Here is a 26,829-nt window from a genome sequence, read left to right as displayed (position 1 = left end):
AAAAGCTCGGACAACTAGAAAACAAATAATCTTACAGGTGAACTACTACATTATTATCCCTGCACATAACGAAGACCAATTCCTAAAGGACACATTGCATTCTGTGGTAAAACAGACCATGCCCCCGAAAAAAGTTGTAGTAGTCAACGATAATTCAACAGATAATACCGAGCACATAATAGATCGGTTCACTTCAGAATATAGCTTTGTTACCAAGGTCAACACCAAATCCTCCACTGCCCATATGCCAGGCAGTAAGGTTATCAATGCCTTTAATAAGGGGTTGGAACTACTTGATGAGGACTATGATTTTTTAGTAAAATTGGATGCCGACATTATTCTTCCAGACACTTATTTTGAAAGAATAGCCCAGATATTTTCCAACGATCCCAAAATTGGTATAGCAGGCGGATTTGTCTTTGAACAGGATAAAAAAGGGGAATGGAAATTAAATCACCCCATGGATAAGAATCATGTCCGTGGTGCATTTAAAGCCTATAAAAAAAGTTGCTTTAAGACCATTGGAGGACTTAAAACCGCCATGGGATGGGACACTGTAGACGAGTTATTGGCCCAATATAACGGCTATAATGTTTATACAGACACTTCCTTGCACGCCAAACATTTGCGACCTCTGGGCAATGCATATAACAAAAAAGCCAAATTGCTACAAGGAAAGGCAATGTACACCATGCGATATGGTTTCCGTATTACCCTGATCGCTTCCCTAAAAATGGCTTTGAAACAGAAAAAACCAAAGGCATTTTGGGATAATCTTCAAGGCTACTTTTTAGCAATGAAAGAAAAAGAGGATTTTCTGGTTAGCCCATTAGAGGGTAAGTTTATTCGTGAGCTTCGATGGAGAAAAATAAAAGCCAAACTTTTCCACTAATCGATAAGTTTGGCTTTTTTAATTTCATAAAAAGGAATACTATTACTTGATCACTTCCTCAATGGGCTCTCCCGTAGTTCCTGAAGGAGCATTCATCCCCAATAATGCTGCAATCGTTGGAGCGATATCTGGAATTTCGGTTCTACTTACAGTACTCCCTTTTTTAATCCCTTTCCCGTAAAACAACAAGGGAGCATGAGTATCATAATTCCAAGGCGAACCATGTGTTGACCCGGTATTTCCGTATTTACCACTGCCCGGATCGAAGACCATTAACACCTCCCCGGAACGCTTTTGATTGTATCCGTTTTGAACAATGTAGGGTATACCATGACTATATTGATTTTGCCACATCTGATTAGCGGTAAACACCATATATATACCATCGTATTGTATTATTTCCCGCGCTATGGATTCCTCAACCTCATCCATCTCCATATCCAAACCTTTAATAACCTTATAATCTAGAAACAATTGATTATTGGATGTATTCTTCAAAATATCCGTTGTACCAAAGGTATACTTCAAATATTCTGAAAGTTTAGTATTAAAATTATCGGAAACCAAGGCTGCCGCAGGAAGTTTCTGATCTCTTAAATAAGCCGGAACGTTAATGGCTGCATGGTCCGAAGTAAGAAAAACGGTATACTCCCCTGCTCCCACTTTTTTATCCAAGGTGTCTAAAAGACGTTTTAAATCTTGATCCAAACGCAAATAAGTATCCTCAACCTCTTTTGAGTTTACCCCCCATTTATGTCCCACATAATCCGTGCTGGAAAAACTAATAGCCAAGAAGTCGGTATCACTATCCGCACCAAGCATTTCCTTCTCTACTGCTTCCAAGGCAAAATCAGTTGTTAAACTATTACCATAAGGAGTACTTTTCAGAAGACTGTATTTACCATTATTATCCCACAAACCCTCCAAATCATATGGAAACGTTGGAGAGGAATGGCCCACAAAAAGACCCTCGTAATTATTATTGTCAGCCCCACTTTCCTTATAGGTATTAATATCCTTCAAGGTGGTCCAAGGCTTTTTATATTGACTTACACTTTTTTGTGAATTAAATTCACTCACCCATTTCGGCAACTCGTTCATATAATAGGAACTTGTGATCCAGTTACCGGCATCCCCACCATCAAACCAATAGGCCGCATTCGCAGAATGGCCCCCTGGCAAAACTGCACCCCTATCTTTTATCGCAACTGCTATTACCTTTCCACGCATTTGGGTATGCAACCTGACCTGATCTGTTATTGTCGTTGTTTCCATTCTATGTGGAGACATTTTACCAGCATCGGAAGTAGTTCCGACGGGTTTATAATTACCGTCACCCGCACAATAAACACTTTCATCCGCATATTTATCGTACCAATCATTGCCTATTATACCATGTACAGAAGGGGTCGTCCCAGTATAAACCGAGGCATGTCCGGCACCGGTCACTGTTGGCCCATAATTAAAATGATTGTTTTTACAATTAAATCCATCATTTACCAAACGCTTGAATCCACCATCGCCATATTGATCCCAAAATCGAGTCAAATAATCGTAACGCATTTGATCTACTACAATCCCGACCACTAATTTTGGTGTAGTGGCTATATCTGGAGTGACCGTATTTATGGCCTTATCCAAAGATTCAACCTTAGCTTTTTTGGATTTTCTTTGGGCATTGACTGTCCCAGAATTAAATCCTATCAAAAGCATTAAAAACAATAGAAGCAGACTCTTATTTTGCATTTTTTTTTAATTTTTAAGAAACAAAAATATAGAAATAAAACCTTTAAACTTTAATTGGAAGTTAAATGATTCTTAATATTGTTATTTTTACACTCCTAAGCAATATCACATACTGAATGAATTACCTTTCATCTATCGGCAGCTATTTTATAATGATCATTGAGGTTTTTAAAAAACCTACCAAATGGTCCGTAATGAGAACTCTAATTTTAAAGGAAATTGATGAATTGGTATATGGCTCCATGGGTATAATTATTTTCATTTCATTTTTTATCGGGGGAGTGGTCGCCATACAAACGGCATTGAACATTACCAACCCGTTGATACCCCGAAATCTGATTGGATTTGCCACAAGGCAATCTGTAATACTTGAATTTGCCCCTACGTTTACCTCTATTATTATGGCCGGAAAGGTTGGGTCTTATATAACATCCAGTATAGGTACCATGAGAGTTACAGAACAAATTGACGCTTTGGAGATCATGGGAGTAAATTCTTTGAACTATCTGGTTTTTCCAAAAATAATAGCCATGTTGTTTTATCCATTTGTAATTGCGATAGCCATGTATGTAGGGATATTTGGAGGATGGACCGCAGGTGTTTTTGGAGGCTTTAGTTCTAGTGCCGACTTCGTGGAAGGTCTACAGTTGGACTTTATTCCCTTTCATGTAACCTATTCCTTTGTAAAATCGATAGTATTTGCCCTGCTTATTGCTACGATACCGTCCTTTCACGGCTATTATATGAAAGGCGGTGCCTTGGAAGTTGGCAAGGCCAGCACCACCTCGTTTGTTTGGACAAGTGTTGTAATTATTATAGTAAATTACATTTTAACACAATTACTTTTGGGCTAATGATAGAAGTAGACAATTTACATAAATCGTTTGGAGATACGCATATTTTAAAGGGGGTCAGTTCCAGCTTTGAAAAAGGCAAGACCAATTTGATCATAGGGCAAAGCGGATCGGGAAAAACAGTTTTCCTGAAATGCCTTTTAGGGCTTTTTATGCCGGACGAAGGCACTATTAGTTACGATGGTAAAATTTATGCCAAACTTTCTCCTAGTGAGCAAAGAAATTTAAGACAGGAAATGGGGATGGTTTTTCAGGGGAGTGCCCTATTTGATTCCATGACGGTCGAAGGCAATGTCATGTTCCCTCTAGGCATGTTTACCAAACAATCCAAATCTGAAATGCAGGATCGGGTAGATTTTGTTCTCAAAAGGGTAAACCTAATTGATGCCCACCATAAATTTCCATCGGAAATATCCGGGGGAATGCAAAAGAGAGTTGCCATTGCAAGGGCCATTGTAATGAATCCAAAATATTTATTCTGCGACGAACCCAATTCGGGACTAGACCCTAAAACGGCTATTCTAATCGACAATCTTATTCATGAAATTACTCAAGAATACGATATTACCACTGTGATCAACACCCATGACATGAATTCTGTTATGGAAATTGGTGAGAAAATAATATTCCTTAGAAATGGTCTTAAGGAATGGGAAGGCAGCAACAAAGAGATTTTTAAAACCGAAAACGAGGCTGTAACCGACTTCGTTTATTCATCGGAATTATTCAAAAAGGTACGTCAGATGTATATTGAAGAGCGAAATTAAATTTGTTCCTCCCTTACTTGAATCTTTGAATTCTTTAACCTTAAGCGCAACCAATCCGTTAATTTTTGGGCATCCGTTTTTATTTGCTTGGCAGGTATTCCTTTTTTCCATTGTACATTAAAAATAGGGATGGTATCCACCTTATTAAAATCTGTGGTAATGGTATAGGAAAACCCCATATTGGTTAAATTTTCGTAATTGGTCTTGGCCTCCGCACTTATTTCCTGAAATGGAATCTGGTGTTCAACAATCTTGCTCATTTTGCCAACCTCTTCCTTTAGAACCTGAATTTGTTGTTCCTTACTAAGAAGTTCGGCTTTTTTGGATTCGTATAATTCGCTGACATACTTCATTTGATCCAATTCCAAATTTTTGGATCCCTGCACAATCTTCAATTCCACATTTTTTAGCTTATTGAAAGTGTTTTTTTGGGTATTCCAAGTGGCGATAACATTATCCGGGATGGTTTCGTTACCCATAAACACCAATTCTATAAATCCATCATTTCCGTGATTGTATTGGATGTCCGTTAAATTCTCCAAATACCTGCCCTCTCCTGGCAATTCATAGGGTGCAATATTATTGGCTACAAATTGTTTGGCCTCTTTTTTAAACATAGACTCTTGAAATACATCATAAAATGTAAATCCGGCTGGAATCATTACCAAAATTGCAACTATCGATGCCATCCTTGCTATAAACCTTCTTCGCTGCGAATTGGCATAGCGCACCATTGGAAAACGCAATAATTTTATCACCAAGAAAGTGGCCAAACCAATAAAAATAGTATTTATGGTAAAAAGATACATGGCACCTGTAGCATATCCGAAATTACCAATGGCCAACCCAAAACCAACCGTACACAAAGGTGGCATCAAAGCTGTAGCAATGGCTACACCAAAAATAACACTGGCGATAGTACCCCTTTTTGCGCGGGCAATAACCAATGCCAGCCCCCCAAAAAATGCAATGAGAACATCCCTAATATCCGGTTCGGTACGAGCTAGAAGCTCGGATGACTCATCCCTTAAGGGGAATAAATAAAAGAATAAAAAAGCGGTAAGAACACTTAAGCCAACCATTACGGCAAAATTCTTTAAAGACCGCCTTAATGTATCTATATCATTGATAGCTAAGGAAAGCCCCATACCTAATATAGGACCCATTAAAGGTGAAATTAACATGGCCCCAATGACAACCGCCGTGGAATTGGCGTTAAGACCTACAGAGGCAATAAAAATGGAACAAATTAAAATCCACGATGTATGCCCTTTAAAAGGAATATCCGCTATTATAGATTCTTTGGTAGCTTCCTGGTCGGTATTTTGACGAATATCGAGCAAATCACTGAGAAATTTTTTCGTGCTTCCCAGAAGCCCTTTAAAATCCTTCTTAATGTCTTCACCGTTACCTTCGACCCCTGCCTGATCCTTATCCTTATTTAAATTTTCCTCCATAACTATGCTAAATGAGCACCAAATTTATCCTTCACTTTTGCTAATATTTTCTTTATATCCTGTTCCTTAGATTTTGGGTATATCAGCAAAACCTCCTCCTTATCTACTACAATATAGTCTTTTAGGCCATCAATGACCACAATTTTCCCCTTAGGGGAGCGAATCATATTTCCTTGGGCATCCTCGGCCAAAACTTGGCAGTTCACCAAAGCATTGTTATTATCGTCCTTGTCCAATTTATCGTACAGGGAACCCCAGGTGCCCAAGTCGTTCCAATCGAATGTTGCCGGAAGGACAAAAATATTTTTGGAGGGTTCCAAAATGGCATAGTCAATGGAAACATTATCAGCCTTGGGGTAATTTTCACTTATAAAAGCCATTTCCTTGTTTGTGTTGTAATATTCCATTCCACTATGAAATAATGAATATTGCTCAGGTTGAAATTTTTTAAAAGCATGCACTATAGTGTTTACACTCCACATAAAAATACCGGCATTCCACAAAAAATTTCCTTGTTTTATAAAATCCTTAGCGGTTTCATAATCCGGTTTTTCCCTAAATTGACGCACACTTTTTAAAGGAGTATCAATTGCCTTGTCAAATTCTATATAGCCAAAGCCTGTATTGGGAAAAGTTGGTTTAATGCCCAGGGTACAAAGGACATTTTCTTCCCCGCACTTATCAAAACAGGCAACAACATCCTTGGCAAATGCCTCCTCATCCTCTATCCAATGATCGCTGGGAGCAACAATCATTACAGCCTCAGGATTCATTTTCTGAATTTTTAAGGCGGCATATAGAATACAGGGGGCCGTATTACGCATAGCCGGCTCCAGCACCACTTGTTCTTGGCGAATACCCCGCAATTGCTCCATAACCAGTCCGTTATATCTCTCATTGGTCAATATCAAAATGTTTTCAACCGGAACAAACTTGGAAAGCCTTTTAAAAGTCTTTTGGATCAAGGTATCCCCTGTCCCCAACATATCATGGAACTGCTTGGGATATTCCGTTGTACTTATTGGCCAAAATCTGGAACCCACTCCCCCAGCCATTAAAACGGCGTAATAATTTTTATTCATAGTCCTCTATTCTAATCTTTTATTAATTCTACCTCGGCATTGGGCTGAAAAAGATACACCCTGCCGGTAGTTACTTCGATACATTCGTACCGCTTTACCCTTTTATTTTTCTTTTGAAATAGTTTCCCATTGTATATTCTAAAAACGCTCCCATGAGGCAATTCAAAAATATAGGATTTTTCCTTATCCTGAATATCGAATTGTTTTAAGGCCAAAGATAGTCCAGCGTCCGTATCACTGCTCGCTTTTGGGTTTCTAAAATGCTTGGCCAACATTGGCAAAAGATTGTTGGGGAAGACCTCCGGCCTTAAAAAGGGCAGCATTAAATACTGAAATGTCCTTTTCCACTCCAATCCATGTGGTTTAATTTTTCTTCCATATTTCTCAAAAGCAACCAAATGTGCTATTTCATGGACCAATGTAATTAAAAATCGATATCTATTGAGGGTGGCGTTCACGGTAATCTGATGAGACCCATTGGGCATCCTTCTATAATCCCCATGCCTGGTAACCCTCTGATTTACAATCTTTAGGTGTACGCCGTTTTCCTTTATAAGTTCCATACTTAAACCTACGGCCCTTTCAGGAAGATACTTTTTTAAAGTGTCCTGCATAGTAACAAAATTAGAAATTTAAAGATCTTAATTGAATTAACACAAGTATTTTATCCACAATTAAGTTAACCTTTGATGCAAAATAGGTTTATTGGCAATATTTACATTATTATTAACTACCAAAGACAACTTCTTTCTACTAAATTTGCATTCCCAACAATCATAGCACAAAATAATTATTACATTACATATGAACGATTTAAGAACCACCAATAAGCTACTCCTTATTATTGTAGTGCCCTTAGTGTTTTATTTACTAAAACTTCTTTCGTTTATCTTCATTCCCCTTATTTTTTCTATGTTCATTACTCTATTGTTCCTACCCATTATGCGATGGCTCAATAAAAAAAATGTATCCAAACCTATCAGTATTTTTATTGTTCTACTGATTTTCATAGGAGCCCTAAAAATTGGCGGAGAACTAATTCAACTTACCAGCAAGGAAATACTATCTACCAACAACGCCTTTTTTGAAAAAGCGGAGACCAAACTGGAAGCCTTATTAATAGGAATGGAAGATTATCTGGGTATTCCTTATTCCAAAGAAGAAAACATCATCAACAATTTTATCCCCAAAGAAAGCATGATGAAGAACTTTGGTACAACATTGGATTTCATTGGCAATACCCTTACCATGATCTTGATGACGGTGTTTTTTGTGGTGCTTTGGCTGGCAGAATCAATTAACGTGCAGAAATTAATGAACAATACCATTCTTAAACAAAAGCATACCTCGGTAAAAACGTTTGTTAAGGTTGAAAAGGATATTATAACATTTATTAAGGTAAAATTCTTGGTAAGCCTTTTTACGGGAATCGGAATTGGGCTGGCCTGCGTATTTTTTGACGTGAGCTTTCCTATTTTCTGGGGATTATTCGCTTTTGCCATAAATTTTGTTCAAATGGTAGGTTCCATTATTTCGGTAGTACTTCTAGCACTATTTGCTTTTGTAGAACTGGAACCTTCAAGCACACTCTTATTCTTTGTGGTTTCCATTACCGGGGTGCAGGTTTTGTTCGGCTCAATATTGGAGCCAGTATTTATGGGCAAATCCTTTTCCATAAATATTATTACCGTATTGGTAATGTTAATGCTTTGGGGATATATTTGGGGAGTACCTGGATTGATTATGGCAATCCCAATTACCGTTTTCATCAAGATTATTCTGGAGCAGTTCCCACAAACAAAAATAATAGCCAGTCTCATTTCTGGGAACAAACCGTTAAAAGCTCAACTGAAAAAATAAAAGGCAGTAGACTATAATTTCAATAAGGAAATTAAATCGTCCATTTTTTCAAACGTTTTGGTCACTTCCTTTTCAAAATTAGGGTCTTCATTGTGTAGGGCATACCCATAGACATCAAACCCACCAGAGGTGGCTGCCTGTGCTCCCTTATAGGAATCCTCTATTACCAGGCATTCATTTGGCAAAAAACCCATGGTTGTTGAAGCATGTAAATAAATTGCCGGATCTGGCTTCCATTTTCCAATATCATAACAACTGTAGATATTGCCAAGGAAAAAGGACAATAGACCGGCAGTGTGCAAATTCCTTTTAATTTTTTCCTGTGGTCCACTTGAGGCTACACAAAAAGGAATAGTCAATTTTTCCAAGACTTTTTCAATCCCCTCAACTGATTTAAGATGGGTTGAAAAGATTTCGTAAGACCTCTGACGGTATTCACTTTCGAAATCCAATGGCAATGATTTTTGAATAATATCTTCCACCTGTCGGATGCTGTCCATTAAAAAACCACCTTTGAAATGATGCATGGCGTAGGAAATATCTATATCAGCACCGTATTCATTAGCCATATCCACAAACACCTGGTTGCCTAGCACCTCACTATCTACCAGCACCCCATCACAATCAAATATAATACACTTGTATTCTTTCATGTTTAAAGTTGATTAAGGAGTGGAATTCGACACCTGTAACAATTTACCATTGTAAAGTTTATTTCCCGTAAGTGCAAAATCCTTGATATAATTTGCCATTTCCAAAGCGGTGGTTGGCGCCTGGTATCCTGGAAAAGCTTCCTCCAACATTTCCGTTTGCACTGCCCCTAGGGCCAACACATTAAATGACGGTCCTGATTCCTTAAATTCTTCGGCCCATAATTCGGTCATCGTAATTACGGCCCCCTTACTGGAACTGTAGGCAGATAATCCCGGAAATTTTACACTGCCCTGAACCCCACCCATAGAACTTATGGTAACCACATGCCCTGTCTTGGGCATTAAGGGGATAATTCTTTTAGTAATGCTCGCCACTCCAAAAACATTGACTTTATACACCTCTTCAAATTCTTCCATGGAGGTTTCCAAAAAAGGCTTGTTCAATAGTTTACCTGCATTGTTTACCAAGACATCTACCTGATTCCAGTTATTTTTCAGGAAATCATCCAACTGGCCATAATCCTCCTTATTAGCCAAATCAAACGAAAAACTGGAAATATTCCCATGTCCCAATGCCGCTATGGGTGCATTATTTCTTGAAAGGGCCAATACCTTATGTCCGTCATTGGCAAATAGCTGTGCCAATTGAAAACCAATCCCCCTACTACTTCCCGTAATTACAATATTTGCCATTATTTATATTCTATCTCCCTGATAGGGGCATTAATTATATCTTTTAAAACTGGAATAGTCTTATTTACCAGTAAGGCAAGATGATCAAAATCCATTATAGAAACCTCATCACCAACCTTATGGTAGTGGTCGAAATTGGTAAAATCGAAGGTACAAAAGGTTTGGGAAGGCACCCCAAACTCCGTATGAAAGGGATAATTATCCGATCTTTGAAACAAATTGAATTCTTTTGCCGTTGGAAGAAATCCAACCAATTTCTCTTTGGCATAGGCGTTGGATATATCTGCTAAATTAGATTCCTCATACCCTGTTACATACATGAAATAATCTTTTCCCACCAAAGGAACTCCTACCATTTCGAAATTAAGCATGGCATATAGGTTTAAATTTTGTTCCTTGAGCTTTTTAGCCAAGTGCTTAGACCCTAAGAGCCCCTTTTCCTCAGCACTGAACAGGGCGAAAATTATACTTCGCTTATTCTTTCCAAACCTCCCAAAATAGCGGGCAAACTCCAAGACCGCAGTGGTTCCTGAAGCATTATCATTGGCGCCGTTGGCAATATGATCACCGGCAACGGGTTCAGCCGCACCTATATGATCATAGTGGGCACCAATTATAATAAATTCATTTTTTAAATTTTTGTCTGTACCCTCAATATAACCAACCACATTATAAGCTGGCTTTTCAAAATTGGTCAATGTGTCCCTATAACTTTCAAAATAGGTTTTAACTCCATTATTCCTGAAAATTCCTTCAATATATTTGGCTGCCATTTCTATTCCTTCGCTACCCGCTTCCCTTCCATTTAATTCATCGGAGGCCAAATAAGTTATTACCCCACCAACTCTTTCATCTGTGGAAAAATTTAATACTCCTTTCTTTCGAGCGGTTTTAAGGGCAGCTTCACTGGCAATTGTCCCAGAAGCGCTGGACGGATTCGTCAACCTAACGGTCTGGTCAACTTTAGATCCACCACACCCAATTACAATAGAAAGGATTGCCAGACAAATTATGTTTTTCATATAATAATTTTTAATAGATAACCACATTAAAAAATTTCATCTTTATTTCTAAATGAACGGGAATGTACCACAAATGGCCAAGAGGACCCAAATAATCAATAAAAATGATATAGTTTTAAAGATAAAAAGCATCCTGAAAATCAGGATGCTTTTTATATAATTATTTAAAGACCATGTCTTCCTGTTACTTATATTATCTCATTGCATGGAAATTATTTAACATAAAATCCAAATCAAAATAAAAGCCATGGACCTATGCCAACATGGTAACCGGATTCTCCAAGTACGCTCTTAGTGTTTGCAAGAACTGGGCCCCTGTGGCTCCATCCACTGTTCTATGATCACAGGCCAATGTTACCTTCATTGTATTTCCAACTACGATCTGCCCATTTTTAACAACTGGCTTTTGGACAATTGCTCCTACAGATAATATTGCAGAATTAGGCTGGTTAATGATGGAAGTGAATTCAGAAATTCCGAACATCCCCAAATTGGAAACGGTAAAAGTACTGCCTTCCATTTCGGCTGGACTAATTTTCTTATTCCTTGCCTTACCTGCCAAATCCTTAACCGAAGCACCAATTTGAGTTAGTGTCATTTGGTCTGCGAATTTAAGTACTGGCACTAAAAGGCCTTCTTCAACGGCAACCGCCACTCCGATGTGTATGTGATGATTATATCTGGTCGTCTCATTGTTCCACGAGGTATTTACTTGTGGGTGCTTTTTTAACGCCATAGCACAAGCCTTTACCACCATATCGTTAAAAGAAACCTTGGTGTCTGGCAAGCCATTAATTTGTTCTCTTGAAGTCTTGGCATAATCCATATCTACCTCAATGGTCAAATAATAATGTGGAGCGGAAAACTTGGATTCTCCCAAACGCTTGGCAATTACCTTGCGCATTTGCGAATTCTTTACATCTTCGGTTCCCTCTTGCCCTACAGGCAAATTAATGGGCGCCGCAACAGCAGTTTGCGTAGATGCCGCCTTCTCCTGTACGGGACCGGCCTTTTCAGCTGATTTTTGTTTTGGCTGATATTCCTCAACATCTTTCTTTATGATCCTACCTTGGTCACCACTGCCTTTAACTTCTGCTAAATCAATCCCTTTATCCTGTGCAATTTTCTTTGCCAATGGTGATGCAAAGATTCTCTGACCATCATTGGCAGAGATAGCAGTAGATTCCTGACCGTTGCTAGAAGGACTTTCAGCCTTTTTGGTCTCTTCGGGAGCACTTTCTGTTCCAGCCACAGCACCAGAACCAGATCCGGCACTCAATACCGCATCAACATCCGTACCTTTAGGACCTATTACGGCTAGTACAGAATCTACCGGTGCGGTTTCCCCTTCATTAATTCCAACATATAATAAGATACCGGAATAAAACGATTCAAACTCCATTGTAGCCTTATCGGTCTCAATTTCGGCCAGAATGTCCCCTTCTTCAACTTCGTCCCCAACTTTCTTCAACCAGGTAGCCACTGTGCCCTCCTCCATAGTATCACTAAGGCGAGGCATCTTAACAATCTCTACCCCCTCAGGGATTTTGGCAGATCCGCCATTTGCCTTCGGAGATTCCTTCTCAACTTTCGCAGGCGCAGCTTCCTCTTGCTTTTCCTCCTTGGCCTCTGAAGATGAACTGTTCAACAATCCAGAAATATCCTCTCCTTTTTCACCAATAATGGCTAAAAGTGAATCTACTGGTGCTGTATCACCCTCCTTAATTCCAATATACAATAAAGTTCCTTCATTAAAAGATTCGAACTCCATGGTAGCCTTATCGGTTTCAATTTCCGCCAATATATCACCTTCTTCTATCTTGTCCCCTACTTGTTTCAGCCACTTAGCAACGGTCCCTTCTTCCATGGTATCGCTAAGTCTCGGCATATTTATTACCTCTGCCATTTAGTTATATTTTATGTTGTACAAATGGATAGTCTTTTTGATCGTATACCATGTCATATAATTGATTTACAGGCGGATAATCCGATTCGTCTGCAAATTTTTCGCACTCTATAACCATCTTTTTTACCCTGGCATCAATTTCCTTTATTTGGGCATCCGAAGCATATTTATTGTCTTTTATAACAGTCAATACTTGGGATATTGGATCAATCTTCTTGTATTCCTCAACTTCTGCCTTGGTTCTATAATGCTGAGCATCAGACATGGAATGACCTCTATACCTGTAAGTCTTCATTTCAAGAAAAGTTGGGCCACCTCCAGATCTAGCACGCTCAATAGCCTTGCTCATCTCCTTGGCCACTGTTACCGGATCCATTCCGTCTACAGGTCCACAAGGCATTTCATATCCCAATCCCAATTTCCAAATTTCGGTTGAATGTGAAGTTCTAGCTACAGATGTCCCCATTGCGTATCCATTGTTTTCACAAACAAAAACAACCGGCAATTGCCAAAGCATTGCCAAGTTAAAACTTTCGTGAAGAGAACCTTGTCTAACGGCACCATCTCCCATATAACATAAGGTTACAGCATCTCTCTTAAAATATTTATCGGCAAAAGCCAATCCTGCACCTAGTGGAATTTGACCTCCTACAATGCCATGGCCTCCATAAAACCTATGTTCTTTGGAAAAAATATGCATTGACCCTCCCATACCTTGGGAAGTTCCGGTAACTTTACCATAGAGTTCTGCCATAACTTTTTTGGGATCAACACCCATCCCTATTGGCTGAACATGATTCCTGTAGGCGGTGATCATCCTATCCTTGGTAAGATCCATTGCGTGCAATGCCCCAGCAAGAACAGCTTCCTGTCCATTGTAAAGATGTAAAAATCCACGTACTTTTTGTTGAATGTATACTGCAGCAAGTTTATCTTCAAACTTTCTCCAGAACAGCATGTCCTCATACCATTTAAGGTAGACCTCTTTGGTTATTTTTTCCATTAATTGATAATTTATGTAGTATTTGGCATTTATCAAAAACAAGTTTAAGATAAAAATGGAGAACAAAAATACATATATAAATCAATAGGAAAAAAAATTAAATCAAAAGCTTCGCATAAAGCAATTATATACAACAAAATTGGGAATAGTTGAGAAATGCTTAAAATTTAAATCCAAAATGCCACAAATTCCATATCTAACCAAGAAAGGTGCTGTTGAAAGCCAAAGGAAGAATGTCAGCTACAGAGCTACATTTTAATACTTCACCGGTTTCCCCGGACATGATTATCGATATTGGCCTAAGTTGTTTTATTTCATATTCTGAAATAGACTGCCTGCAATTCCCACATGGAGCAGCAGGTTTATCAACCACAAAATTTTCGGAGGTAGCGCTTATGGCAATGGTCTCAATAGCAATTCCAGGGTATTTTGCAGAGGCATAAAATATTGCTACTCTTTCCGCGCATAATCCGGACGGATAGGATGCGTTTTCTTGATTATTACCTGTAACAATTTCACCGTTTTCCAATAAAACAGCTGCTCCAACATTAAATTTTGAATAAGGGGAATAAGCCCTTTTTCTAGCTTCCACCGCCTCTTTCATTAATTCCTGATCTTGCTGTTCCAGTTCCTTGACAGATCCATAGACCATAAGATCAAACGATATTCTTCTTATATTCATATTTAATCAACACTTTAGCATTGGGTAAAAATAAACAAAACCTGCTGTTGGGCAGGTTTTGTTTATAAGCTATAATAGATATATCAATTTAATAGTTCAAAAATTCCTCCCCTAAATTAAATGTAAGGGAAAATCTCAACGTATTCTCCAGTGGATTTCTCACCTTAGAGGAAGAGAACAGATAGGATAGATCAACTTGAGCCGATTTAAATCTAAATCCAGCACCCAAGGTGAAGAATTTTCTTGACCCTTTTAAATCACTTTCATTAAAATATCCTGTCCTCAACATAAACGCATTTTGATAGGTGTATTCCGCCCCAAGTGCCCATGTAAGTTCTTTTAACTCCTCACTAAATCCATCAGGTGCATCACCGAAAGATTTAAAGACCCCTTCAAAAAAAGTAGTTTGCTGGTATTCGTCATTATCAGTTCCATTTATTACACCATCGTTATTATAGTCTTGTGGTGTAGGCACCAACAGTTTATTAAACTCCGTAGTAAACCCCAACACATTATCTTGATCTAAAATAAAGTCAAACCCAATACCTGCTTTCAAATTCGTAGGTAAAAAATTCTCCTGTCCGGCATCGTCATATTTCAATTTACTTCCAAGGTTCGAAATATTAAACCCTGCTCTCCATCGGCCATCAAATCTATTGTAAGCTATTTCCCGTGAGCGATAAAACCCGGAAACATCCACTGCGAACGAACTCGCTGCTTTGGAATCCTCGCTACCATTATCCGGTAATTTAAGATTGGAGCTGATATAGCGCCCTGAAACGGCCATGGAAAAGGTTTCACTAAGCTTTAATGAATAGGAACCATCAAAAGCAACTTCATTGGGTTTGGCCAATCTTGCCTGATCTCCTGCAAATTGCCTAAGTTCTATTTCTCCTAAAGTAAAATATCGAATACTCAATGCAAAAGCACTTCGGTCATTGATTTTATTATGAAAATTGGCACTTAACAAAGCAATGTCGGTAATTATACTTTCCAAATAGGGGGTATAACTTAAACCTATTCCCATTTTTCGTTCGGCGAAAGCAAATTTCGCGGGATTCCATTGTTGCGAGAAAGCATCTGTAGAAGTTGCTACGCCCATATCGCCCATACCGGATGCTCTAGCATCTGCGGCTATGGTCAAAAAAGGCACTGCAGTAGTAATTACTCTATCTTCCTGCGCCGACACTTTACCTAAAATAACAAATAGGAATAATATTGAAAGTTTTTTCATTTTTAACAAGCTAATAAAATTAGTCGTAAAACTCTTAAATTTAATTGAATTATCAAGACAATTTTAGTTCATATACATTTATTAACGACCATTTTAAAAATATCTTATCTGAATGGTGTGTTATTTAAAATTAATTTATCGTTTTACTTACAAAAAATAGGTCAAGGGTTACAATTGAAATAAAGCATAAACAATATTTTATAAAGAATTATCAAATGTCCATACTATAATAAATTTTAAGTCGTTATTCATGTTAAGCGATGCTATTTGCATGTTAAATAATTTGATTAATTTTTTCAATTAACAAAATATTATGCCTTAATCATCGTTTTATATGCCGAAAGCGACACAAAATATTAATAAAATATGAATCGCAAACTCCTTTAATAGGTAGTTTGTCTTTTGAACTCAAGTCCTAATTATGAAAAAACAATTCATCAAAGTTGTACTCTCTTGCGCTATTGTAGCTGGTGGTTTTTCAAGTTGTAAAAACTCATCCTCCTCTAAGAATGTTTCAAGAGCTACCGGCTGGAATATTAACGCCAAGGAAGGTGGATTTCAGTACAATTCAGACTTTAAAGAGCAGGAAACTGCTCCTGGCTTAACCTTTGTAGAAGGCGGGACCTTTACAAGAGGTCAGGTTCAAGATGACGTGATGCATGAATGGAACAACACCCCCACCTCACAGCACGTACAGTCTTTCTATATGGATGAGACCGAGGTAACAAATGTTATGTATTTGGAATATTTAGATTATCTAAAGAGTGTTTATCCTCCGGAAAACCCTAAATATGCACATATATACACTGGTGCCTTGCCTGATACCTTGGTATGGAGGAACAGATTAGGGTTTAATGAAACTATGACCAATAATTACCTGCGTCACCCAGCCTATGCGGAATATCCCGTGGTTGGTGTCAGCTGGATCCAGGCGACCCAATTTGCAGAATGGAGGACAGACCGTGTTAATGAGGTAATGCTGGAAAGAGAAGGTTATCTTTCAAAAGAGGCCAAATACAAAGTAATTAATGGCGAAGCAGAAGGAGGCTTTAGTACAGAGGCCTATTTAAATAGACCCGAATCCGTATATAACGGCCAAATAGATTCCTTACAAGGGAAAATGAAAAAAGATTCAGTTTCCGCATTTGCAAAAAGAAGTTCGGGAATAATTTTACCTGAATATAGATTACCTACAGAAACAGAATGGGAATACGCAGCCCAAGCACAAATTGGAAGCAGGGAATACAACAACTATAGAGGTAGAAAAAAATATCCATGGGAAGGTGACTATACCAGAAATGGTCAAAGAGTAGGGAGAGGAGACCAATTGGCCAACTTTAAGCAAGGAAAAGGAGATTACGGCGGAATTGCTGGATGGTCTGATGATGGTGCCGATATCACTGCTGAAGTTAAGTCATACAAACCCAATGATTTTGGATTATATGATATGGCCGGAAACGTAGCCGAATGGGTAGCCGATGTATACAGACCTATCGTAGATGACGAGGTAAGTGACTTTAACTATTACCGTGGTAATGTTTATATGAAAACAGCCATTGGAAAAGACGGAAAAGTAAATGTGATTCGAGATTCCATTATTTATGACACCTTGCCAAACGGGAAAATTGTAGCGGTGAATTTACCAGGGGAAATAAAAATGGTGCCCGTAGATGAACAAGAAACCTTTTTGAGAACCAATTTCTCTTCCAGTGATAACCGTGGATATAGAGATGGCGAGCCAGGTTCTACAAGATTTTATGACAGGTTTAGTGATGAGGACGAGGACGAACAGAATAAAAAGAAAATGTACGACTCCCCAGTGAGTAAGGTACAGGTAGATTCCACAGGAAATATCATAAGAGCTTATGACAAATCCAATAACAGAACCTCATTAATAAATGACGAAGTTAGGGTTTTCAAAGGGGGTTCATGGAGAGATAGGGCCTATTGGTTAGACCCTGCACAAAGAAGATATTTACCACAATACATGGCAACAGACTATATTGGTTTTAGATGTGCTATGTCTAGGGTAGGTTCAAAATCCAAAACAAAAAACAAAACCCCTAGAGGTAAGAAAGCCAAGTAGGCTCAAACCTTCAAATAAATATATAAGAAGCCCTTTGTAAAAAGGGCTTTTTTTATATCTTAGATTTATGACAATAGAACAGCTGCACCAACTCTTTTTAGAGTTTCCACAGGTTTGTACCGACACTAGAAAAATAAGCCCTGATTGTATCTTTTTCGCTCTAAAGGGAGATAATTTCAACGGAAACTCCTATGCTGCGGAAGCCATAAAAAAAGGTGCTTCCTATGCTGTTGTAGATGAGCGGGAATTTGCCGTAAACTCCAAGACCATACTCGTGAAGGATGTTCTAACCACCCTCCAAAACTTAGCCAAATTTCACAGAAATTATTGCAAGGCCAAAGTTGTTGCTCTTACTGGGAGCAATGGCAAAACAACCACCAAGGAACTAATTACCGCCGTTCTTTCCAAAAAATATAAAACCATTGCCACAAAAGGCAATCTCAACAATCACATAGGTGTTCCATTAACCTTACTTTCAATTACCCCCGATACTGAAATGGCCATTGTAGAAATGGGCGCTAACCATCCCAAGGAAATAAATTTTTTATGCCAATTGGCAATGCCTGATTACGGATATATCACCAATTTTGGAAAAGCACATTTGGAAGGTTTTGGCAGTGAAGAAGGGGTTATAAAAGCCAAAAGTGAACTTTACGACCATCTAACAACCCATGGTAAGTCCATTTTTTTCAATGCAGATGATCCAATTCAAAAAAACAAATTAGGCTCGGTAGTTGAAAAATATGGATATAGTCAAGAAGACAATCAATTCTTTAGAATAAAACTTGTTAGTGCCGATCCATTTGTTAAAATAGCCGTTGGCAATACCATTATTTCAACCCAACTGGTGGGCCGCTATAACTTCACAAATTGCTGTGCAGCAATTTTAATGGGACAATACTTTAACGTAGACCTTGATAAAATAAAAGAAGGAATAGAAAATTATGCGCCCCAAAACAATCGATCACAAATAATTAATAAAAATGGCCATCATATTATTCTGGACGCCTATAATGCCAATCCTACTAGTATGACGGCTGCATTAGAGAGCTTTCAGCAATTAAAGGCCGACCATAAAATTGTTTTCTTGGGAGATATGTTCGAACTAGGAAAAACTGCTGAAAAAGAACATCAGGAAATATCCGATCTGGTCACCAATATGAATTTTGACCAAGTGTATTTAATTGGGGAAAACTTTTATAAAACAAAAGGTTATCTGAACAAGTACAAATCCTTTGACCAGCTCAAGGAAACTCTTAAGAACAGTACTCTGGAACACGCCACTATCCTGATAAAGGGCTCTAGAGGAATGGCTTTGGAAAGAATACTCGACATCTTATAGGATACAAGATCGAGGCGTTTTTGTGGGACATACTGGATTCGAACCAGTGACCTCTGCCCTGTCAAGGCAGCGCTCTAAACCAACTGAGCTAATACCCCATTACTGTAATTACAGAAAATAGTCCGTCAAAATTACACCAATTTTGAGAGTTTAAAACAACCATAGACAATATTTTTCCAAAATATTATTTCCTTTGGATACCAAATGGGCTTCTTATTAAGCAAATTAAGACCAACAAGCTTCACCTTATAATTGCAGTACCTTCAAAGATATCCAATAGACTATAAATTTTCGCCTTTTCTATTTAACAGGAAGCCAACCCCTTGTAAATAAACGTAATAAACCTACAAACTACTCTAATATAATAGTCTTAATATTGATTCAATCACTCGGAAATTTTTAAATATTTTTGAATAATGGGTTCTTACTTCAACAAAAGTAAAAGTAAATTTATACCTGAACCTTATTGTAATAATCAGTCTTCATTTTGAAAATTCATTTCCTATTATTTTTCAGTTTTACTTATTTCACTACCCTGCTCGGGCAAAAGCCAAGCAGTAAAATAGTGTTCGTTATTGTAGACGGGATTTCTGCTGACGTAATAGAACAATTGGCCACACCCAACTTGGATGCAATTGCGGAGCGAGGAGGATATACACGTGCCTACGTTGGGGGTATTTATTAAAGATGGCTATTCGGAGCATCTACCACCTCCGCGGTAGGATACAATAGCTTATTGACCGGCACCTGGGCCAACAAGCACAATGTGTGGGTCAACAGTATTAAAGACCCCAATTATAATTACTGGACTATTTTTAGATATGCCAAGGAACATAGGCGCGAAATAAAAACGTCCATTTTCTCGACTTGGCGAGACAATAGAACAAAATTAGTTGGGGAGGGCCTTCCCCAAACCGATCACCTAATATTAAATTATCATTTTGATGGCTTCGAGTTGGACACCCAAAACTTCCCACATGACGAAAACCAACAGTACATACATAAAATTGATGAAAAAGTTGTAAATGAAGCCGCTAGATACATCAAAGCTTAAAGTCCAGATCTCTCATGGGTATATCTTGAATATACAGATGACTTGGGACACCGATATGGTGATAGCGAGCAATTTCATAATACCATAACCATTATGGACCAACAAATAGGAAGACTTTTCAATGCCATGGAGTTTAGACAAAATAACTATGGCGAGGATTGGCGAAAATTTATCACAACAGACCATGGCAGGGACAAGGAAACTGGCAAGGGACATGGCGGACAATCAGAACGGGAACGTTAACTTGGATCGTAACCAATGCCCGTGATGTAAACAATTATTTTACTGAAGGAACTCCAGGAATAGTGGATATTTTGCCAGCAATGCTCAGAAGTTTGGAAATTTCACCTAAGCGCCATCGAGCATTTGAAATAGATGGGGTATCTATTTCAGGAAAGATTTCTGTAAGCGATTTGAAGGCAACGGCCCAAGGTAAAGAACTTACCCTTTATTGGAGGTGTTATGCCGGCAAAGAGAAATTGAAAGTTTATCTGAGTACTGAGAACGGATTTAGAAATGGCATGAACGACCCTTATAAATTGGTCAAAAAGATGAAGGCATATAATAACACCCCCACAATTGATTTAGGCAAATATCCTTCCAAATTCTATAAAATTGTAGTTGTAGGAAAGCACAATTCTACCAATACTTGGATCGTTCCGGAATAATGTGCCCTGTTTATAAAGATCATCAATAGCCAAGTTCCAAAATAAATCAATTGCTATTTAATGAACAGTTGCTTTTAACCAATTGTGCAGAAAATCCTACCAACTATACAATTCCCATTTAGAGGATTACATATACTCACTATCTTCCATTAAAATTAGAATGAAGCAATAGCCATTCCCATAAAAAGGCTTTTGTTTAAATTGAACAAAAATGGTTGTCGATATAGAGACCGTCCATTTTAGACTAATTATATAACTGATTACAATAATTATATAACACATAGCTTCCCCTATTTTCGACATTTGCATAACCTTTAAAACAAATATCATGTCACAGATCATAAGCATTATACTCGTACTGAATCTGTGCTTTGCAGGAGGCACCATTTTAGTAATTCTTCATGGTATGTTTTTTTCAAAAAGAAGACACCCCATAGACTTGGATTCCATTTACGATTTGGAAATCAGAAAGAATAATGAAGGTCCTAAGAATCAATTTTAAGCTTTTGTGCCTTCACCCCCTACCTCATCAATACAACTTTAGTCACTCTCGTCGCCAAAACGATAATATCCTCAAACTTGATTTTGAGTCCTAGGAAGTCTAAATTACGTCAAACCATAAACTGCCTGCCCAATTTCAGAATTTTTACTGATAAAGTACCACGTTTGTAGCCTTCAATTATATGGATTGAATCTTTTTATTTATTGGATTTTATCCCCTCCCAAGAATATTTGGAATTCATAAATGCCGTTGGTTCGCCCAACGTACAAGTATATTATAACGTGGCCGATTCCAACAAAATGGGTTACAATATTTATGAGGAAATCCTTTGGTTGGGTAAAAAGCATATCTGTGAATTCCATGCCCAAGAGAACGGTTATTTATTGGGGCAAGGCAGAATAGATTTTGAAGAGATAAAAAAGGCGATTGATGATATCGACTATGAAGGATTGGTATAGATAGAAGGTGCTGTTCCTGAAAATACGGATATGTTTGATAGTTATTTTTCTAACAATAAATACATTCGGTCCGTCTTCAAAACATAGACTTTTATTCTAAGATTTTATCACAACCAACTTTTTCCTATTCTGAATATACCATCCAAAATACGGACATGCCGTGGCATTATGGACAGATAGATTCTTCCAACCGTGAGAGTCAAATAAAGGTATTTCCCTTTTCCATTTCTCATATACCTATTAAATACCACTACAGCAATCGCCCACATTCGGGTAGGGAAATCTATAGATTCAATTCTTTCCTCCTTGCTATGGGTAATTGGCACACCTTATTTGAGTTCCAAGTCTTGAATACCACTATCTGAAATACCTCTAATTTTTTCAAAATCAGCAACCAATTCCTGAAGTTTTTCAGGATTGGATTTTGCCAAATTCTCCTTTTGACTTGGGTCTTTTTCTAAATCATAAAGTTGATATTCTTCTGAATTTCCAATTTCTATATTGACCGACTTAATAACCGCAGGTCCCTTATAAGGTGGAATCATAGCCCAATTTCCTTTTCTGAAGGCCGTTCTTGAGGTAGCTTCCAATACCAATTGATCCCTCCCGTTATTGGATTTGCCTAAAAATTCATCCAAAAGGTTCTCACTATCCTCACCTGTTTTATCACTTCCCACCAAAGCGGCCATTGAAGTAAGCAAGTCCACTTGACAGACCATGGCATCGGATTTTCCTTGAGCAATGATGCCTTTCCAATAGGTAATAAAGGGAACTTTGGTACCTGCCTCGAACAAGCTGTACTTACCTCCCCTTAATATTCCTGCCGGGGTATGGTTGCCCAATTTCTCTACGGCGTCGTCATAGTAGCCATCATTCACCACCGGGCCGTTATCACTGGAGAAGACGATCAATGTGTTCTCCAATATTCCCTCCTCTTCCAAGGTTTTCATAAACTCTCCTATCATCCAATCAGCTTCCAGAATAACGTCTCCCCTGGGACCCATATCGGATTTCCCTACAAAACGCGGATGGGGTGTACGTGGTACATGTGGCTGTTGCAAGGCATAATACAAAAAGAAAGGTTTGTTTTTATGCTCTTTTACATACTGTTGTGCCTTGGCCAGAAAATGGTCCGCCATATCAACATCGCTCCATTTGGCAGCCTCCCCACCTTTCATAAATCCTATTCGCGGCACTCCGTTCACTATACTGTTATTGTGCCCATGATGCCATTTCATGGTAGTCAATTCCGGATTATCCAATCCTGTTGGCTCGCCCTCAAAATTTTCCTTATAACTAACTTCTATAGGGTCGTTGGGATCCAATCCGTCTACGTGACCATCGGCAATATAAACCGTTGGCACCCTATCCTGTGTTGCCGCCAGAATATAGGAATAATCGAAACCCACTTCATTGGGACCAGGCGATACCCATTGGTTCCAGTTTACCATGCCACTACCAAGTCCCAAGTGCCATTTCCCCACAATACCGGTGGCATAGCCTTTCTCCTGCAGCATTTTGGGAACCGTAATTTGGGTCGTATCAATAATCAAGGGAGCAGTTCCCGGTAATATTTTGGCGTCCTTATTGCGCCAGGGATACCTACCGGTTAATATGGCATACCTACTTGGGGTACAGGTGGCAGAGGTGGCATAGCCATTGGTAAACTGCACTCCTCCCTTTGCCAGGGCATCCATATTTGGAGTGCTGATCTCGGTGGCACCATAGGCGCTCATATCCCCATAGCCAAGATCATCCATATAAATAAATACAATGTTGGGTTTTTTAGAACTTTCCACAACAGCAACCTCTTTTTCTGCCTTGGATTTACATCCCAGCATAAGCAAAACAACCAGTGCGGATTGGAACAAACTCTTTTTGATAATCTTCATATTCTATTTAATTAATTTACTGATTTTGATTTTAGCAGCCTGTAAGATACTACCCTTTTGTTTTTGGCTGGCATTTAACACATGTTTCGTATTTATTCTAGACCTCCATGACCTCCTTGGGGTCCGTACTTATATCGACCGATTTAATGATCTTTTCATTTTGCCCTTCCCCTATCACCAAAGTGTACTTGGCCAAAGAGTAAACGGGAGGAATATATTCGTTGCCCTTAACCCTTAGGGATTTCACTATTTCATTGGTCTCCTCATTAATAATCTTTACAACTTGGTTGGATTCTTTTAATTGTAATTTCGGCAAGTAGCCCAAGGCGCTTCGGCCGTCGTTATCATCTTGGCCAATGGTCAATGGCCAACCGGGGTAAATGTTTTCTTCGGATTCCACCCCAAGGACCGCCAAAAACCGGATTGCTTCCATTTTTATGGTCCTAGCTCCGGTATCAAAAGTAACTATCCCAAAACCGGATGCCTTTTTCTGAGCCTTTAAATATCTGTTTTTCTCTAGGTCAAAATCGTCGGTCGGATTCCCAACGGCATAGATATAATTAATATTTCCAAATCCATCGCGATAACAGCCCGTATTGGGCAAGCCATGTGCTGGTCTATCCGTAAAAGGTACATTGACCGAATCTGGTTGTCCCCATCTTGGGTAACCCGTTGAAATTGCCGGGGTACAGAAGGTCCAGCCCCCATCCCGTACTTCATCTACGCTATATTGTACCATAAAGGGCAAATGTTGATCCCCGTTTATATGAAAAACAGAAGCTTTTCTTATGGTCCGTATTACCTCATCCCGTTTGGATTTGGGCCAACCTCCCGAGTCCAAATCGCCAAATAAGAATTGCTTTCTGGGACCGTGATGGGTACCTACATTGGAAAATAAAGTCTGACTTAACAGCACCTTCATATCCGCTCCCTTCCAATCTTGGATCCAGCCATTCAAAAACTCCATTTGACGATTTCCAAAGAAATCCAGGTCATTGGAATCAAGTTCTTCCGGTTTGGCCGGGGCGGTAAGATGATCTATCCTACCTTCCCCACTCCGGAGCATCTCCGGACCGGATTTAAATAATCTATCACTTACAATAGCGAAACTAACCTTACCGTAAACCATTTGGGTAAACCAATTTGTAATTCCTGATGTTAAGGGCAATGGGTCATAGGGATCTGGAAGGTGTCCACATTGGGTACGGTAAACAACATTGACCATTTTTGGAGTCTGGACGAGTCCTCCATGGGCATCGGTTACTTTTTTCCATTTCTCAAATGAAATGCCTTCCCCTCCTTCTCCCCAAAGATTACCTTGATAAACATCGTGGTCATCGGGCGTGCAAATTGTTGGCCGATCGCGCATAATATTTCCAAAAGCCCAACCGAACATATACCATTTTCCCAAATAATTTAAAATGGCACTATCCTCAGGCTCTCTTTTAATAGGGTATCCTCCATTGCCCTCGTATAACTGATCTCCGGAGAAATAAAGCATATCCGGGTTGGATTTTTCAAGATTCTCCACCAAGGGACGGTATGGATATCCTGCCCACTCCTGGCAGGTTAAACCACCAAATCGCAGTGGCCGGTCATTCGGTTCCTGTCTTATAGCACCTTTATAATAATGCTTTTCCTTGTCTATGGAATAAACCAAACGATAAGGTGTATCTTGAGCCGAATCCCAATTTTCTATTGAAAAAATTTTACTATAGGATACGGGATCAATTTCGCCTTTTTCTTCCTTGACCCATTTACCCTTCTTAAAAAATTGAAGCTCCACCTTTTGTGAATCCTTGTTACCTACTGGGGGGAGTTGTGCCGTTAATTTAAGTTTCCCCTTTGAAAGCATGTACATGGCCCAAAAGATAGGCCCAAAACTGTTATCGGGAACATATTCCACCTTTGTACCATCAAGGGCAATTGACCGAGACCAAAAGGTACTACCTTCCCTTTCGTTCATGTTCTGTTCCAAAGCCACCAGACCTTCAATTTCACCAGCATGATGATAGGCTAATTCCGCTTTTCGATCATCCTTATCCACAGCGATCAAATTACATTCGTAATCCCCCTTTTTTGGGGACCCCTCAAATTCCAGAGTAAAATCGTTAAAATCAAAATTTTGGGGAAGCTGAGCTTCTTTGTCGGCTACAAACAATTTGCCTTCCAGGGAAATACCAGTAGATAATCCTTCACCAAAATAACAGGCCGCCTTTACACTATTGGGATCCGTAGTATCCTTTATTCCGATGGAAAAACCGACACTCCCTTTGTCATTATTATTTTTTAACAGCCCAATTCTACTTTTAATGCGAAAATCCCCCTTGTCCTTTTTAAGTACATAGGTCAGTAGATGTAAGCGGGCATTCCGCATAGTCCCTTTAAACTCCAGTCTTTTATTTCCTATTTCCCAATCTTCCATGGGAATACTCCAAAAATCCTTTCCAATCCAAACCCTGTCATTTAAACTTTCAAAATTAAAGGCAATGGCCTTTTTTGAATTACTGTTTAGAGCCTTGTCCAACACTCCACTTTGGGCGAATATATTGGAGAAAGGGTTGGCAATTATTGGAATTGCCAACCCTACTTTTTGAATAAAATTTCTTCTCTTTAAAACCATTTTAGCAATAGGGTTAATTCCCCAACTTGGGATTTACATTGATTTCCGACTCTGGAATCGGCCATACATCGTCTACACCTTCCCGGAAATTCTTGGTGGTAACATACCACCTAGACTGAGGATCTATATTTTTGGATGTGGTTGGATATAAGGTGGAGTTTGGGAATGGTGCACCCCAAAAATCTCCTACCAACACCTCGTCCAATCCTATTTTAAACTAAGTACTACTCAATCTTAGAATAGTCAATTGTATTGCGGAGCTTAATATACAAAATTTCATTAAATGTAAAATTTACATTCAATGAAAGTGTTTATGAAATAGGAGACGCCGGCAACTATAATTGCCAATTTGG

At 38.8% G+C, this 26,829-nt stretch carries 24 protein-coding genes and 1 tRNA gene; 11 read left to right on the top strand and 14 right to left on the bottom strand.

Annotation, left to right across the window (positions count from 1 at the left end):
- Positions 1-37 precede the first annotated feature (37 nt).
- Entirely contained in the window at positions 38-892 is an 855-nt protein-coding gene (locus tag MWU78_RS02840; protein WP_246994799.1) for a glycosyltransferase, read from the top strand.
- Positions 893-934: 42 nt separating this feature from the next.
- Here the strand turns inward: MWU78_RS02840 and pafA are convergent, their stop codons facing one another.
- Positions 935-2,638, bottom strand: coding sequence for an alkaline phosphatase PafA (gene pafA / locus MWU78_RS02835; RefSeq protein WP_246994797.1), 1,704 nt, complete (start codon positions 2,636-2,638; stop codon positions 935-937).
- A gap of 116 nt (positions 2,639-2,754) precedes the next feature.
- Between pafA and MWU78_RS02830 the strand changes: the two genes are divergently transcribed.
- Both MWU78_RS02830 and MWU78_RS02825 read left to right on the top strand, forming a co-directional pair.
- The gene (locus MWU78_RS02830) at positions 2,755-3,492 is read left to right on the top strand and encodes an ABC transporter permease (RefSeq protein ID WP_246994796.1); all 738 of its coding nucleotides are present in this window, start codon (positions 2,755-2,757) and stop codon (positions 3,490-3,492) included.
- Positions 3,492-4,259, top strand: a complete 768-nt coding sequence (locus MWU78_RS02825) for an ATP-binding cassette domain-containing protein (RefSeq protein ID WP_246994794.1) — start codon at positions 3,492-3,494, stop codon at positions 4,257-4,259. The genes MWU78_RS02830 and MWU78_RS02825 overlap by 1 nt, the downstream gene beginning before the upstream one ends.
- Here MWU78_RS02825 and MWU78_RS02820 read toward each other — a convergent pair.
- Genes MWU78_RS02820 through MWU78_RS02810 form a run of 3 tightly spaced genes read right to left on the bottom strand, consistent with a single transcriptional unit; the run spans position 4,256 to position 7,412 of the window.
- On the bottom strand, positions 4,256-5,716 hold the full coding sequence (locus MWU78_RS02820; RefSeq protein ID WP_246994792.1) for a DUF389 domain-containing protein: 1,461 nt from the start codon (positions 5,714-5,716) through the stop codon (positions 4,256-4,258). The two genes, MWU78_RS02825 and MWU78_RS02820, sit on opposite strands and share 4 nt — an antisense overlap.
- A 2-nt stretch (positions 5,717-5,718) precedes the next feature.
- Positions 5,719-6,798 carry a mannose-1-phosphate guanylyltransferase gene (locus MWU78_RS02815; protein WP_246994790.1) on the bottom strand — a complete coding sequence of 360 codons (1,080 nt, stop codon included), beginning with the start codon at positions 6,796-6,798 and terminating at the stop codon, positions 5,719-5,721.
- Positions 6,799-6,809: 11 nt separating this feature from the next.
- Positions 6,810-7,412: a SprT-like domain-containing protein gene (locus tag MWU78_RS02810; protein ID WP_246994788.1), complete on the bottom strand. Its 603-nt coding sequence runs from the start codon at positions 7,410-7,412 to the stop codon at positions 6,810-6,812.
- A gap of 190 nt (positions 7,413-7,602) precedes the next feature.
- Between MWU78_RS02810 and MWU78_RS02805 the strand changes: the two genes are divergently transcribed.
- On the top strand, positions 7,603-8,658 hold the full coding sequence (locus MWU78_RS02805; RefSeq protein WP_246994786.1) for an AI-2E family transporter: 1,056 nt from the start codon (positions 7,603-7,605) through the stop codon (positions 8,656-8,658).
- Between the two features lie 11 nt (positions 8,659-8,669).
- On the opposite strand, the gene MWU78_RS02800 is transcribed toward MWU78_RS02805, so the two are convergent.
- The 7 genes from MWU78_RS02800 to porV all read right to left on the bottom strand — a co-directional run bounded on the left by MWU78_RS02800 (position 8,670) and on the right by porV (position 15,851).
- A complete protein-coding gene (locus MWU78_RS02800) occupies positions 8,670-9,311 on the bottom strand; it encodes an HAD family hydrolase (protein ID WP_246994784.1) in 642 nt (213 codons plus the stop codon).
- Positions 9,312-9,323: 12 nt separating this feature from the next.
- Entirely contained in the window at positions 9,324-10,004 is a 681-nt protein-coding gene (locus MWU78_RS02795; protein WP_246994782.1) for an SDR family oxidoreductase, read from the bottom strand.
- Entirely contained in the window at positions 10,004-11,026 is a 1,023-nt protein-coding gene (locus MWU78_RS02790; protein ID WP_246994780.1) for a M20/M25/M40 family metallo-hydrolase, read from the bottom strand. Before MWU78_RS02790 ends, MWU78_RS02795 begins: the two co-directional genes overlap by 1 nt.
- A gap of 253 nt (positions 11,027-11,279) precedes the next feature.
- Complete coding sequence (locus MWU78_RS02785) at positions 11,280-12,932, bottom strand: pyruvate dehydrogenase complex dihydrolipoamide acetyltransferase (RefSeq protein ID WP_246994778.1); 1,653 nt, start codon at positions 12,930-12,932, stop codon at positions 11,280-11,282.
- A gap of 4 nt (positions 12,933-12,936) precedes the next feature.
- Positions 12,937-13,935, bottom strand: coding sequence for a pyruvate dehydrogenase (acetyl-transferring) E1 component subunit alpha (pdhA, locus tag MWU78_RS02780; RefSeq protein WP_246994776.1), 999 nt, complete (start codon positions 13,933-13,935; stop codon positions 12,937-12,939).
- Positions 13,936-14,131: 196 nt separating this feature from the next.
- Complete coding sequence (cdd, locus tag MWU78_RS02775) at positions 14,132-14,617, bottom strand: cytidine deaminase (protein ID WP_246994774.1); 486 nt, start codon at positions 14,615-14,617, stop codon at positions 14,132-14,134.
- Positions 14,618-14,705: 88 nt separating this feature from the next.
- Positions 14,706-15,851 (bottom strand): type IX secretion system outer membrane channel protein PorV, encoded by a 1,146-nt coding sequence (gene porV, locus MWU78_RS02770; protein ID WP_246994772.1) that lies wholly within the window; start codon positions 15,849-15,851, stop codon positions 14,706-14,708.
- Positions 15,852-16,272: 421 nt separating this feature from the next.
- Between porV and gldJ the strand changes: the two genes are divergently transcribed.
- Together gldJ and murF are read left to right on the top strand one after the other, a co-directional pair.
- Positions 16,273-17,937, top strand: a complete 1,665-nt coding sequence (gene gldJ / locus MWU78_RS02765) for a gliding motility lipoprotein GldJ (RefSeq protein ID WP_246994770.1) — start codon at positions 16,273-16,275, stop codon at positions 17,935-17,937.
- 67 nt (positions 17,938-18,004) lie between these two features.
- On the top strand, positions 18,005-19,279 hold the full coding sequence (murF, locus tag MWU78_RS02760) for a UDP-N-acetylmuramoyl-tripeptide--D-alanyl-D-alanine ligase (protein WP_246994768.1): 1,275 nt from the start codon (positions 18,005-18,007) through the stop codon (positions 19,277-19,279).
- Positions 19,280-19,302: 23 nt separating this feature from the next.
- Here the strand turns inward: murF and MWU78_RS02755 are convergent.
- Positions 19,303-19,377 (bottom strand) — tRNA-Val (locus MWU78_RS02755).
- Between the two features lie 389 nt (positions 19,378-19,766).
- Here MWU78_RS02755 and MWU78_RS02750 point away from each other — a divergent pair.
- The 5 genes from MWU78_RS02750 (at position 19,767) to MWU78_RS02730 (ending at position 21,961) form a co-directional block, all read left to right on the top strand.
- The gene (locus MWU78_RS02750; protein ID WP_246994766.1) at positions 19,767-19,964 is read left to right on the top strand and encodes a hypothetical protein; all 198 of its coding nucleotides are present in this window, start codon (positions 19,767-19,769) and stop codon (positions 19,962-19,964) included.
- A 51-nt stretch (positions 19,965-20,015) separates the two neighbouring features.
- Positions 20,016-20,333, top strand: coding sequence for a hypothetical protein (locus MWU78_RS02745; RefSeq protein WP_246994764.1), 318 nt, complete (start codon positions 20,016-20,018; stop codon positions 20,331-20,333).
- Between the two features lie 158 nt (positions 20,334-20,491).
- Complete coding sequence (locus MWU78_RS02740) at positions 20,492-21,001, top strand: hypothetical protein (RefSeq protein WP_246994762.1); 510 nt, start codon at positions 20,492-20,494, stop codon at positions 20,999-21,001.
- Positions 21,002-21,329: 328 nt separating this feature from the next.
- Positions 21,330-21,503 (top strand): hypothetical protein, encoded by a 174-nt coding sequence (locus MWU78_RS02735; RefSeq protein WP_246994761.1) that lies wholly within the window; start codon positions 21,330-21,332, stop codon positions 21,501-21,503.
- A 203-nt stretch (positions 21,504-21,706) separates the two neighbouring features.
- A complete protein-coding gene (locus MWU78_RS02730; protein ID WP_246994759.1) occupies positions 21,707-21,961 on the top strand; it encodes a TIM barrel protein in 255 nt (84 codons plus the stop codon).
- Between the two features lie 329 nt (positions 21,962-22,290).
- On the opposite strand, the gene MWU78_RS02725 is transcribed toward MWU78_RS02730, so the two are convergent.
- Together MWU78_RS02725 and MWU78_RS02720 are read right to left on the bottom strand one after the other, a co-directional pair.
- On the bottom strand, positions 22,291-23,802 hold the full coding sequence (locus tag MWU78_RS02725) for an arylsulfatase (protein WP_246995284.1): 1,512 nt from the start codon (positions 23,800-23,802) through the stop codon (positions 22,291-22,293).
- Between the two features lie 148 nt (positions 23,803-23,950).
- Positions 23,951-26,476, bottom strand: coding sequence for an alkaline phosphatase D family protein (locus MWU78_RS02720; protein WP_246994757.1), 2,526 nt, complete (start codon positions 26,474-26,476; stop codon positions 23,951-23,953).
- Positions 26,477-26,829 lie beyond the last annotated feature (353 nt).

The organism is Arenibacter sp. F26102, assembly GCF_023015865.1.
Taxonomy (GTDB): Bacteria; Bacteroidota; Bacteroidia; order Flavobacteriales; family Flavobacteriaceae; genus Arenibacter.
Note: the sequence above shows the minus strand (reverse complement) of the source record. Positions and strands in the feature narration are given on the sequence as shown.